12 protein-coding genes and 2 pseudogenes are annotated in these 11,819 nt (G+C 62.0%); 7 read left to right on the top strand and 7 right to left on the bottom strand.

Features of this window, described 5'->3' with window-relative positions:
- Positions 1 to 36 precede the first annotated feature (36 nt).
- Both ACGKZZ_RS02070 and ACGKZZ_RS02065 read left to right on the top strand, forming a co-directional pair.
- On the top strand, positions 37 to 882 hold the full coding sequence (locus ACGKZZ_RS02070; protein ID WP_411221766.1) for a DMT family transporter: 846 nt from the start codon (positions 37 to 39) through the stop codon (positions 880 to 882).
- Positions 883 to 999: 117 nt separating this feature from the next.
- Positions 1,000 to 1,179: pseudogene (locus tag ACGKZZ_RS02065) on the top strand (heavy-metal-associated domain-containing protein); the annotation flags it as partial.
- Here the strand turns inward: ACGKZZ_RS02065 and ACGKZZ_RS02060 are convergent.
- A pseudogene (locus ACGKZZ_RS02060) lies at positions 1,168 to 1,221 on the bottom strand (hypothetical protein); the annotation flags it as partial. The pseudogenes ACGKZZ_RS02065 and ACGKZZ_RS02060 sit on opposite strands and share 12 nt — an antisense overlap.
- Here ACGKZZ_RS02060 and ACGKZZ_RS02055 point away from each other — a divergent pair.
- From ACGKZZ_RS02055 to ACGKZZ_RS02040, 4 genes are all read left to right on the top strand, one after another.
- Complete coding sequence (locus ACGKZZ_RS02055) at positions 1,216 to 3,462, top strand: heavy metal translocating P-type ATPase (protein WP_411222192.1); 2,247 nt, start codon at positions 1,216 to 1,218, stop codon at positions 3,460 to 3,462. The pseudogene ACGKZZ_RS02060 and the gene ACGKZZ_RS02055 overlap by 6 nt on opposite strands.
- Positions 3,459 to 3,860 (top strand): Cu(I)-responsive transcriptional regulator, encoded by a 402-nt coding sequence (cueR, locus tag ACGKZZ_RS02050; RefSeq protein ID WP_411221765.1) that lies wholly within the window; start codon positions 3,459 to 3,461, stop codon positions 3,858 to 3,860. The genes ACGKZZ_RS02055 and cueR overlap by 4 nt, the downstream gene beginning before the upstream one ends.
- Before the next feature lie 110 nt (positions 3,861 to 3,970).
- A complete protein-coding gene (locus tag ACGKZZ_RS02045) occupies positions 3,971 to 4,423 on the top strand; it encodes a PACE efflux transporter (RefSeq protein ID WP_411221764.1) in 453 nt (150 codons plus the stop codon).
- The gene (locus ACGKZZ_RS02040) at positions 4,420 to 5,643 is read left to right on the top strand and encodes an MFS transporter (protein ID WP_411221763.1); all 1,224 of its coding nucleotides are present in this window, start codon (positions 4,420 to 4,422) and stop codon (positions 5,641 to 5,643) included. Before ACGKZZ_RS02045 ends, ACGKZZ_RS02040 begins: the two co-directional genes overlap by 4 nt.
- Before the next feature lie 9 nt (positions 5,644 to 5,652).
- On the opposite strand, the gene ACGKZZ_RS02035 is transcribed toward ACGKZZ_RS02040, so the two are convergent.
- The 6 genes from ACGKZZ_RS02035 to pncA all read right to left on the bottom strand — a co-directional run bounded on the left by ACGKZZ_RS02035 (position 5,653) and on the right by pncA (position 10,767).
- Positions 5,653 to 6,696: a succinylglutamate desuccinylase/aspartoacylase family protein gene (locus tag ACGKZZ_RS02035; protein WP_411221762.1), complete on the bottom strand. Its 1,044-nt coding sequence runs from the start codon at positions 6,694 to 6,696 to the stop codon at positions 5,653 to 5,655.
- Positions 6,693 to 7,598, bottom strand: a complete 906-nt coding sequence (rimK, locus tag ACGKZZ_RS02030; RefSeq protein ID WP_411221761.1) for a 30S ribosomal protein S6--L-glutamate ligase — start codon at positions 7,596 to 7,598, stop codon at positions 6,693 to 6,695. The genes ACGKZZ_RS02035 and rimK overlap by 4 nt, the downstream gene beginning before the upstream one ends.
- Positions 7,595 to 8,071 (bottom strand): ATP-dependent zinc protease, encoded by a 477-nt coding sequence (locus ACGKZZ_RS02025; RefSeq protein WP_411221760.1) that lies wholly within the window; start codon positions 8,069 to 8,071, stop codon positions 7,595 to 7,597. Before ACGKZZ_RS02025 ends, rimK begins: the two co-directional genes overlap by 4 nt.
- Positions 8,072 to 8,206: 135 nt before the next feature.
- Positions 8,207 to 9,499 carry a nicotinate phosphoribosyltransferase gene (pncB, locus tag ACGKZZ_RS02020; RefSeq protein WP_411221759.1) on the bottom strand — a complete coding sequence of 431 codons (1,293 nt, stop codon included), beginning with the start codon at positions 9,497 to 9,499 and terminating at the stop codon, positions 8,207 to 8,209.
- A gap of 61 nt (positions 9,500 to 9,560) precedes the next feature.
- Positions 9,561 to 10,016, bottom strand: a complete 456-nt coding sequence (locus ACGKZZ_RS02015) for a TerB family tellurite resistance protein (protein WP_411221758.1) — start codon at positions 10,014 to 10,016, stop codon at positions 9,561 to 9,563.
- Positions 10,017 to 10,173: 157 nt separating this feature from the next.
- Positions 10,174 to 10,767, bottom strand: a complete 594-nt coding sequence (pncA, locus tag ACGKZZ_RS02010; RefSeq protein WP_411221757.1) for a bifunctional nicotinamidase/pyrazinamidase — start codon at positions 10,765 to 10,767, stop codon at positions 10,174 to 10,176.
- A 112-nt stretch (positions 10,768 to 10,879) separates the two neighbouring features.
- Here pncA and ACGKZZ_RS02005 point away from each other — a divergent pair, with 112 nt between their 5' ends.
- Positions 10,880 to 11,800, top strand: a complete 921-nt coding sequence (locus tag ACGKZZ_RS02005; RefSeq protein WP_411221756.1) for a rhodanese-related sulfurtransferase — start codon at positions 10,880 to 10,882, stop codon at positions 11,798 to 11,800.
- Positions 11,801 to 11,819: the final 19 nt, after the last annotated feature.

The following is an 11,819-nucleotide window of genomic DNA, read 5'->3' as shown; positions in this document are numbered from 1 at the left end:
CGGCCTAGGCTCACGCACCAGACCGGAGCCGCGAGCGTGACCCTCACCATATTCTTTGCCGTCCTGCTTGCGGCGCTCTTGCACGCAATCTGGAACGCGATGGTCAAAGGCGGGCCGGACAAGGATCTGGCGATGACTGCGGTGATTCTCGGATCGGGAATCATCGGTCTTTTCGCCCTGCTTTTCGTCCCCGCTCCCGATCCCGCCAGTCTGCCCCTGATGGCCGCCAGCCTTGCGCTGCATATCGGGTACCAGTTCTTCCTGCTGGCTTCCTATCGGGTCGGTGATCTGACACAGGTCTATCCGCTGGCCCGGGGCAGCGCACCGTTGATCGTCGCCGTGGTGTCGATCCTGTTCCTTGGTGAAACCCTGACACCCGGTCAGCTGGCCGCGATAGCGCTGATCGGTCTTGGCATCATGTCGATCACCTTCAGCCGCAGACGCCATATCGCACCGAATTACCGCGCCACGGCGCTGGCGCTTGTCACCGGAGGCTTCATTGCCGCCTACTCTCTGGTCGATGGATGGGGCGCGCGTCAGGCGGGGACCGCACTGGGATTCTACGGCAGCGTTGCGGCGGCAAACGGCCTGATCTTCACCACGATCGTGGCCATCAGACGCCCGAGCGTGCTGCGCCAGCTCCCGACACAGGGCCTCAAGGCGCTCACTCTGGGCGGTGTCGCGTCATTCACCGCATACGCGCTGGTTGTCTGGGCATTTACCCACGCCCCCATCGCCCTTGTCACCGCGCTGCGCGAAACCTCCATCATCTTCGCGATGCTGATCGGCGTTCTGGTCCTGAGAGAAACACTGAACCCCATCCGCGGTCTGGCGGCTCTGCTAACGCTCGCGGGCGTGATCCTTCTGCGGATCACCAGCTGAAGCACCCTGCAAGATATCGCAAATGAGATTCACCAAAGGATCACACCGCGCCCCTTGACCTTCCAGTCACGGGAACCCCTATGTCATGCCTGTAACCAATCCACCCAAGGTGCGCAGATGTCCGATCAAACCCTCCGCTTCGCCGTCGATAACCTAAGCTGCGCTGGCTGTGCCGGTCGCGCCGAGCGTGCGCTGGCGGCAGCTCCGGGCGTCACGTCCGCCTCTGTCAACATCGCCACCAAGATGGCGCAGGTCACCGGCAGCGCCACAACCGAAACATTGCGCGACGCGTTGCAAAGCGCGGGCTATCCGGCGCACGAGGTCACGCATCGCTTGTCGATCACCGGCATGAGCTGCGCCTCCTGCACCGGACGGGTCGAACGCGCGCTGATGGAACAGCCGGGCGTCGTGTCGGCCAGCGTCAACCTTGCCTCCGAAACCGCCGAAATCCGCGTGCTTGACGGTGCGGTCGATGCCGCAAAACTGGCAAAAATCGTCTCGGACGCGGGCTATCCCGCCACGCCCACCACCTCGGACACACCGTCCGAGCCAACTTCGGAAACCCCCGCGCTGCGCCGCGACACGCTGATCGCGGCGGCGCTGACCCTGCCGGTCTTCATCGCGGAAATGGGCGGACACATTTTTCCGCCATTGCACCATGCCATCACCTCAACCATCGGCACGCAAACCTTCTGGGTGCTGCAATTCCTGCTCGTCACGCTGGTTCTGGCATGGCCCGGACGCCGCTTCTTCCGCATCGGCCTGCCACTGCTGTTTAAGGGCAGCCCCGACATGAACAGCCTTGTCGCGCTTGGTACATTGGCCGCCTGGGGGTATTCGACCATCGCCACATTTGCGCCTGCCCTTCTTCCCGAGGGCACCCGCGCCGTCTATTTCGAAGCGGCGGCGGTGATCGGGACGCTCATCCTCGCAGGTCGCTGGATGGAAGCCCGCGCCAAGGGCCGCACCGGCGCGGCGATCAAACGCCTGATCGGCCTGCGCCCCGATACAGTAAGGGTGCAACGCGACGGCGCGTTCGTCGAAATCCCCCTGTCCGACGTGCAAACCGGCGATACCGTAGAGGCACGCGCCGGTGCGCGTATCGCCGTGGATGGCGTTGTCCTGACGGGGCAATCTTTTGTCGATGAAGCCATGATCACCGGCGAACCCGCACCGGTCGCGAAATCCGAAGGCAGCGACGTCACCGGCGGTACGATCAACGGTCAATCGACTCTCACCTACCGTGCCACCGCCGTTGGCTCGGACACGGTTCTGGCGCGTATCATCGACATGGTGCAATCCGCGCAGGGTGCAAAACTCCCGATTCAGGCGCTGGCCGATCGCGTTGTGCGCATTTTCGTTCCCGTCGTGCTTGGCATCGCCGCGCTCACTGTCGCGGTCTGGTTGGCGTTCGGCCCCGATCCCGCGCTCAGCCATGCGCTTGTGGCAGGCGTCGCCGTGCTCATCATTGCCTGCCCCTGCGCGATGGGTCTTGCCACGCCGACCTCGATCATGGTCGGCACGGGGCGCGCCGCAGAACTCGGCGTGCTCTTCCGCAAGGGCGACGCGCTGCAACGGCTCGACGGTGCGAAGGTTGTTGCCTTCGACAAGACCGGCACCCTGACCGAAGGCCGCCCGACCCTGCTCGATCAATTCACGGCAAGCGGCGTTGATCCGGCGCGGGCGCTGACGCTCGCCGCTGCGGTCGAACAAACCTCTGACCACCCGATTGCGCAAGCGATCCTGACCGCCGCACCCTCGGACCTGCCAAACATCACCGACAGCGAAACCATCCCCGGCTATGGCCTGCGCGCCACAGTCGAGGACAAGACGCTGCTCGTCGGCTCTCCCCGCCTGCTGACCGAACGGGGCGTCGATATCGCTCCACTGCAAGAGGCGATCACCCGCTTTTCCGACAAGGGCCACACGCTTGTCTGCCTTTCCATCGACGGGCAGGCGGCCGCCGTCTTCGCCGTCGCCGACCGGATCAAGCCCAGCGCCAAACCCGCCATTGAAGCGCTTCACGCGCAGGGCCTGAAGGTGGCGATGATTTCCGGCGACAGCCCCGCCGCCGCCAATGCCATCGCGCGCGAACTGGGCATTGACCACGTCACCGCCGGTGTCCTGCCGGACGGCAAGGTCGATGCCGTCAAGGATTTGCGCACCCGCTTCGGCCCGGTGGCCTTTGTCGGCGATGGCATCAACGACGCACCCGCGCTGGCCGAAGCCGAGATCGGGCTGGCCATCGGCACCGGCACGGACGTCGCCATCGAAGCCGCAGACATTGTCCTGTCGTCCGGCCGGGTTGCTGGCGTGGTCAATGCGGTGGAAATCTCCAACCGGACGATGCGCAACATTCGCCAGAACCTGTTCTGGGCCTTTGCCTACAACACCGCCCTGATCCCCGTTGCCGCCGGAGTGCTGTATCCGGCCTTTGGCGTCCAGCTGTCGCCGATGCTCGGCGCGGGCGCGATGGCTCTGTCCTCGGTGTTCGTGCTTGCTAATGCGCTTCGCCTGCGCGCAATTCAGCCCGCGCAGGCCGATGAACCCGAGGCAATGCTTCAGGAGGCCACGGCATGAATATCTCCGACGTGGCCAAACGCGCGGGCCTTCCGGCAAAGACGATCCGCTATTACGAAGAGATCGGTCTGATCAAACCGCCGCGCGATACCAATGGCTACCGCGCCTTCCGTGACAGCGATCTGCACAAGCTGGCCTTCCTCAGCCGCGCCCGCGCGCTTGGCTTCACCATCGAGGATTGCCGCACCCTGCTCACGCTGTACGAAGACAAGACACGCGCCAGCGCCGACGTCAAATCCCTGGCAAGCGACCACCTGCACAAGATCGAAGAGAAAATCACCCAGCTTCAATCCATGCGCGACACGCTGTCCGAGCTGGTGCAAAGCTGCGCCGGAGACAACCGCCCCGATTGCCCCATTCTGAAAGACCTCGCAGCGCAAGGCTCGGACCCTGCGTAAGCGCGACGGTTGAAGCACGATAGAGAAAATGCCATAGATCTCCGCGCGAGGACGACCTCCCCATTCTGGTATGTACGCCGGGACGACCCGGCACTTGATGCGAGGTCGCCATGCGCTCCCCTCTTGATCGCCTTCGTCACGCCATCAGCTTCGAACTTCTTGCCCTGCTGATCGTCATTCCGCTGGGTGCCCTGATTTTCCACAAGCCGATTGAGGATATCGGCGTCGTGACGGTCATCGGCGCCACGATCGCCACACTTTATAACATGGCGTATAACGACCTCTTTGACCGCGCCCTCAATCGGGTCCGAGGCACAACGCTCAAGACACCGCGCCTGCGCGTCCTGCACGCGATCCTGTTCGAAGTCGGGCTGCTGATCCTGCTGATGCCGGTGTTCGCGTGGTATCTGCACATCTCGCTCTGGCAGGCCTTCGTGATCGATGTGTCCTTTGCGGCGTTCTACATCGTCTATGCCTTTTGCTTCAATTGGGGCTATGACGCGCTCTTCCCGCTTCCCGAATGGAAAGCCGCGTCCGAAAGCGCGAGCGGAGAAAAGGCGTGAGCGATCCCACCATCCTCGACAGCCGCTACGCCTGGCTGCGCCTTGGCATTACGCTGTTGATCGCCGTGATGGGCAATGTCGGCATGTGGGCGATCATCGTCGTGATGCCCGAAGTGCAGACCGAATTTGGCGCCGGGCGGGGCGAGGTCTCCCTGGCCTACACATTGACGATGATCGGCTTTGCGCTTGGCAACTACTATGTCGGGCGGGCCGTCGACCGGTTCGGCGTCACCACATCGTTGATCGCCTGTGCCGTGACGCTGGCACTGGGCTATATCCTCGCCGCGCTTAGCCCGTCTTTGCTGATCCTGTCGGCGTTGCAATTCGTCATCGGCTTTGCCACCGCCTGTAGCTTTGGTCCGCTGATCGCCGATATCTCGCAATGGTTCCTGAAACGTCGCGGCATCGCCGTCGCCATCGCGGCGTCGGGCAATTACCTTTCGGGTGCGATCTGGCCGCTGATCCTTGGCAATCTTGCCGGCGGCGAAAGCTGGCGCTGGAGCTACACCGCGCTCGGCATCCTGACGCTGATCATCATTCCGCCGCTGGCGCTCATGTTGCGCACCCGCGTACCGCTCGAAGCGATCACCCTCTCCGACACCCAATCGGCCAGCCGCACCCGCAGCACCGGCTTTTCACCGCGCCAGTTGCAATGGATGTTGGGCTTTGCCGGCATCGCCTGCTGCGTCGCCATGTCGATGCCGCAGGTTCATATCGTGGCTCTGTGCGTCGATTACGGCTATGGCGCGGCGGTGGGCGCGGAAATGCTGTCGCTCATGCTGATGGGCGGCGTTGTCTCGCGGCTGATCTCGGGAACGCTGGCCGACCGCATCGGCGGCATACCCACCCTGCTCATCGGCTCGACACTTCAAGCCATTGCGCTGTTTCTCTATCTGCCAGCGGGCGGACTCGTGTCGCTTTACGTCGTCAGCCTGATCTTCGGGCTAAGCCAGGGTGGCATCGTTCCCAGCTATGCCGTCATCGTGCGCGAGTACATGCCAAGCCGCGAAGCCGGATCGCGCGTCGGGTTCGTGCTGATGATGACGATCCTCGGCATGGCTCTGGGCGGATGGCTGTCGGGCGTGATCTATGATGTGACAGGCAGCTACCAGTGGGCCTTCGTCAACGGCATCGTCTGGAACGGCCTCAACATCGCGATCATGGTCCTGATCCTGATCCGCAGCCAACCGCGCAAGGAGATGCGACCGGCGGCTGCGTAAGACCACCGCCTAGATGATCTCGTCCTCATCGAACAACGGCGCCTCTTCCAACTGCGTAGCAAGGTCATCGACCGCCGCCTCGGCCACATCCGCCGATTTGACCGCCGCAATGTGAAACAGCGCATCGCCCTCATGCACAACCGGCATGACGGCGCGCCCGACGATGATTCCGCCGTTGCGCGCGACAACCTCGATTTCGCCATCCCCGAACGGATCGGAAATCGCGGCGACGATATCGCCCTCTTCGACCACGTCGCCCTCACCCTTGAACATGCGCAGCAATCCACCGACCGGCGCGCGCATCCACGAACTGTTGGTGCAGAGCAGCGATTTCGCCCGAGGTTTCGCGATGCCCGCCGCTGGCAACAACCCCGTCTCTTTCAGCACCCGCAAAATGCCCGCCACGCCTGCACGCACCGACATCTCGTCAAACCGCATGCCCTCACCGGCCTCGTAAAGCAGCACATCAACGCCACGCGCCTTGGCTTCCTGACGCAAACTGCCATCGCGCAGCGCACTTGTCAGAATGACCGGCGCGCCAAACGCATAGGCCAGCTTCAGCGTCTGGGGATTGTTGGCCGACACCCGGATCTGGGGCAGGTTCATCCGATGAATTGCCGCCGAATGCAGATCAATGCCAAGCGAACAGCGCGCCACGATCTCGTCCATGAAGATATGCGCCAGCCGCGAGGCCAGTGATCCGTTGGCCGAACCGGGAAAACAGCGGTTCAAATCCCGCCTGTCGGGCAGGTAGCGTGAATGGTTCAGGAAGCCGAACGTGTTGACGATCGGCACCACGATCAGCGTGCCGCGCACTGATTTCAGGTTCTTGGCCCGCAACAGCCGGCGCACGATTTCCACGCCGATCACCTCGTCGCCGTGAATGCCGGCGCTGACAAAGATCGTCGGCCCGTCGCTGCGCCCGTGGATCACATGCGCCGACAGGGTGACGGGCGTGTGATCAGACAGGGTGCTGATGGGAAGATTGACAGTCTTGCGGGTGCCTGCCTCGATGCACTCACCCGCAATCTTGAAACCGTCTCGCTTGGTCATCCGCGGCCTTTTGTTTTGGTGGCGTTCGGCTTGGCGTTCTTCTCGATATATTCGATGATCTTGCCCGCGATATCCAGTCCGGTGGCCTTCTCGACACCCTCGATTCCGGGCGAGGAATTGACCTCCATCACGACGGGGCCGTGATTGGCGCGCAACATGTCCACACCACAGACGTTCAGCCCCATCGCCTTGGCGGACCGGATCGCGGTTGACCGCTCCTCGGGCGACAGCTTGATCACCTGTGCCGAGCCACCTCGGTGCAGGTTCGAGCGGAAATCGCCCTCCGCGCCGGTGCGCTTCATTGCGGCGACGACCTTGCCGCCGATGACGATGGCGCGAATATCGGTGCCGCCCGCTTCCTTGATGAACTCCTGCAACAGGATGTTGACGCCCGCACCGCGAAACGCCTCGACCACCGATTTCGCAGACCGTTTCGTGTCGGCCAGAACCACCCCGATGCCCTGCGTGCCCTCCAGCAGCTTGATCACCACCGGCGCTCCGCCCGCCAGTTCCAGCACCTCTTCGGTTTGCTTCGGATCATGCGCGAACGTCGTGACCGGCAAGCCGATGCCCTCGCGTGACAACAACTGCATCGAGCGCAGCTTGTCGCGCGACCGCCCGATCGCCACGCTTTCGTTCAGCGGGTAAACGCCCTGCATCTCGAACTGCCGCAGCACGGCCGTACCATACATCGTGACCGACGCCCCGATCCGCGGGATGATCGCGTCATAGCCTTCCAGCTTTTCGCCGTTGTAATACACTTCGGGCCGCCGCGACGCGATGTTCATGTAACAGCGCAACGTGTTGATGATATCAAGCTCGTGCCCCCGTTCCTCTGCCGCCTCTTTCAGCCGCTTGTGGGAATACAGGTTCGGGTTTCGGGCAAGCATCGCGATTTTCATGGCCTTGGTCCTCCAAAGTTGGGTTTGGTGCTGACGAGGTAGGATTTTCCGGGATGGACAACGATCTTATGTCGGCGCAGCGCACGACGGCCCAGAATAAGCGGAAACCGCATCGTTCCACGATCGGTCAGCGAAATGTCGATCTTCCATCTGCGTCCTGCCAATATCATCGGCGTTCGAATGACGATACGCGATTCTGGCGTGCCGCTGGTATTTGTGATGTCTCGCTTGGTGAACACCGGAAATTCACAGGTTCGCTGTGGCAACCCGGGAATGTCAGGGCTTCGGAACCGCACCCATTTCTTCCCGTCGCGCATGAATGTCTCGATATCGTCGGCATGAAGCGCCGTGGTCTTGGCGCCGGTGTCCACCTTCACCGCGAAATCCTTCAATCCCAGTTCCGGCAAACTAATACATTCGTGCCACCCGATCACCGTCAGCGACCCGAGGTCCAAAGCTTTTTTTGAAGTCATGTGCGTCTCGTTGCTGGCCAAACAGTCCTGCACAATGCGTCAGCTCCAGCGAAGTTACCAGCAATTCCCGGCACAAACCTTGGTCAGAACAGGTGAACAAGTACAGTGTCGGGGTCGCTCAACCGCACATCGCCGTTATACGATGACGTCCTGCGCAACCTGCTCTCCAACACCGAAAACCCGCTTGTAGCGCGCGATCTCGTCTTTCGGGCCCATCGCCTTTTTCGGATTGTCCGACAGCTTCACCGTGGGCCTGCCATTGGCTTCGACCGCCTTGCACACCAGACTGAACGGAGCCAGCCGGTCATCCGGAGTGAGGCCTCTGAAATCATTGGTCAGCAACGTGCCCCAGCCGAAGGACACGCGCACCCGGCCCGCAAATTGCGCCTGCAATTCGAGTATCTTTGCAACGTCCAGCCCGTCCGAGAAAATCACAAGTTTCCGTCTCGGATCTTCGCCGCGCTCGTTCCACCACCGGATCGCCGTTTCCGCACCCGCCGCCGGATCGCCCGAGTCGATTCGGACGCCGGTCCAGCCCGCCAGCCAATCGGGCGCATCGCGCAGGAATTCCTCGGTGCCATAGGTGTCGGGAAGGATCATCCGAAGATTTCCGTCATGCTCCTCGTGCCAATCCGCCAGCACGTCGTACGGCGCCTGCTTCAGCGCGGCGTCGTCCTCGGCCAGTGCCGCGTACACCATCGGCAATTCATGCGCATTGGTGCCGATGGCCTCCAGATCGCGGCTCTTGGCGATCAGGCAGTTCGAGGTGCCGACGAAACTCTCGCCCAGCCCCTCGACCATCGCCTGCACGCACCAATCCTGCCAGAGGAACGAATGCCGCCGCCGCGTTCCGAAATCGGCGATGCGCAACTCCGGCACCTCGCGCAGACGCTCGATCTTTTCCCAAAGCTTGGTCATCGCGCGGGCATAAAGCACCTGAAGCTCGAACCGGCCCATATCGTTCAACACCGCCCGCCCGCGCAACTCCATCAGCACCGCCAGAGCCGGGATCTCCCACAACATCACTTCGGGCCACTTGCCCTCAAAGGTCAATTCGTACTGATCGCCAACCCGTTCCAGGTGATAGGCCGGGAGGCGCAGATTCTCGAACCATTCCATGAAATCGGGACGGAACATCTGCCGCTTGCCGTAAAACGTGTTGCCGCGCAGCCAGGTGCTCTCGTTGCGCCGCAAGGACAATGAGCGGATGTGATCCAGTTGCTCGCGCAGCTCGCCTTCGTCGATCAGCTTGGCCAGCGGCACATTGGTGGATCGGTTGATCAGCGAAAACGTGACCTGCGTGTCGCGCTTGTTGCGAAACACCGACTGGCACATCAACAGCTTGTAGAAATCCGTATCAATGAGAGACCGCACAATCGGGTCGATCTTCCATTTATGGTTCCAGACGCGGGTGGCGATATCGACCATGAGTGTCTCCGAAAGGCGCACGCCGCCCGCTTAGATCAACCGGAACGGTGCTTGTCCAGACTCAGTGGTTCTTGTCCCAGTTGGCCACTTCCTGATCGCGGATACGCTCGCAGGTGGCTTCGTCCACACCCAGAAACCCGGCAATCTCTCCCAGCAGAAGGCTTTCCTTCGCGTGCTGGTTGCCATCGGCGTAAACAACATCCCAAAGCGCCGCGACGGCCTGTTCGCGCTGCTCCTGGCTGACGTTCTCGGTCAGAATCGCAGCAAGATCGGACGTCTTGGGCAGTTCCTGCTCCAAAAGCTCGCATTGCGCGCGCATCTTGGCCGCCTCGATCGGGCCAAGACCATGCAACTTTGCGAGGACTCGGTCGATCTCCTCGACCTCCTGAAACAGATACGCCCTGTCGGCCATCGCTGTTCGGACCATCAGCGCGCCCAGTGCGAACTTGGCGTCCGCAGGCGGCAGTTCGGTGCGCGGGACGGATGCGTCGAAAAGCGCGAGGATACGAGAGAACATGACGGTCCGGCCTTGTCTGGATCAACACGAGAATCGTATCGTCGCCGATCCCGCCTGTGAATGGCGAAGCGTATTTTACCGCTCAAACCGAACAGGACGTCGCGTCAGGTTGGTGCAAATGTCACGGTTTCATCGCAAGGCCGCGCGCATGGCTGCGTCAGACCAGCGTCACGCCTGCATCCTGCATCTTCTGACTGGCCGCCGCCAACGATCCGTCAAGGTCGATCCCACGGCTCAGATCCGTCCGGACGGTGACATCAAAGCCGAGTTTCGCCGCGTCAATGGCCGAATAGGCAACGCAGAAATCCGTCGCCAGCCCGGCGAGAACCAGCGATGTGATCCCGCGCGTGCGCAGGTAGCCTTCAAGGCCCGTCGGCGTGGTGTGGTCATTCTCGAAAAACGCCGAATAGCTGTCGATGGCGCGGCGGAATCCCTTGCGGATCACCATCTCGGCGCGATCGACGTCAAGGTCGGCGTGAAACGCCGCACCGTACGATCCGATCACGCAATGATCGGGCCAGAGCACTTGCGGACCGTACGGCATGTCGATCAAACCGTACGGTTCGCGCCCCTCATGTTGCGAGGCGAAAGAACTGTGATCTGCCGGGTGCCAATCCTGTGTAAAGATCACCGCGTCGCTGTCCTGCATCAGCGCGTTAATGCCCGGAATGATGGTATCGCCTTCGGCCACGGCCAGTGCGCCACCGGGACAGAAATCGTTTTGCACATCAATGACGATCAATGCGGACATGAGGCATCCTCCTGTTGAGTTGCCCTTGGGTAGGAACCCTGCCGCGCGCGGTCAAGGGTTGCGGCATTGCGAAACCTTGCAGACGGCCCGATCCGGGCGTAATCCCCCGCGCATGTTTACCGTCTGCGCCTTATATCACTTCACCCGATTTGATGACCCAGCCGCCTTGCAAGCGCCGCTGCGCGACCTGTGCCGCACGCACAAGATCACCGGCACGCTGCTTCTGGCACATGAGGGCATCAACGGCACCGTTGCCGGACCGGACACCGGCGTCCAGCATCTGCTGGCCCATCTGCGCGCCCTGCCCGGCTGCGCCGATCTGGAGTGGAAACTCTCACACGCGGCTGAACGCCCGTTCGCGCGCATGAAGGTCCGGCTCAAGAAAGAGATCGTGACGATGGGTGTGCCGGATGTCGATCCGCGCGCGAAGGTTGGGCATTACGTTGAGGCGAGCGCGTGGAACGAATTGATCCAGAGCCCCGATGTCGCGGTGATCGACACCCGCAATGACTACGAGGTTGCCATCGGCACATTCGAAGGCGCAGTCGATCCGGAAACCGAAAGCTTCCGCGAGTTTCCCGCGTGGTGGGAAAAGAACAAGGAGCGTTTTCACAACAAACGCATCGCCATGTTCTGCACCGGCGGTATTCGCTGCGAAAAATCGACCAACTACCTTCTGAGCCAAGGCGTCGAGGACGTCTATCACCTCAAGGGCGGCATCCTGAAATATCTCGAAGAGGTGCCCGAGGAAAACAGCGCCTGGAACGGCGAGTGTTTCGTCTTTGACGGCCGCGTCTCGGTTGGTCACGGACTGGTCGAAGGGCCGCACCTGCTCTGTCATGCCTGCCGGCGCCCGATCCTGCCCGAAGATCGCGACCGGCCGGAATACGAACATGGCGTTGCCTGCCATTTATGCGCCGACGAAACCTCGCAAGAGGACAAGACGCGCTTCCGCGAACGTCAAAAGCAGATCCGATTGGCCGAAGAACGCGGCGAGCGGCACCTGCACGCGGATGTGGTTGACGAAACGTAAAAAGGCCCGCACCGGACCT

The sequence above is a fragment of the Marivita sp. S2033 genome, assembly GCF_046592965.1.
Taxonomy (GTDB): Bacteria; Pseudomonadota; Alphaproteobacteria; order Rhodobacterales; family Rhodobacteraceae; genus Marivita.
The sequence above is the reverse complement of the archived record's forward strand: the minus strand, read 5'-3'. Positions and strand labels throughout refer to the sequence as shown.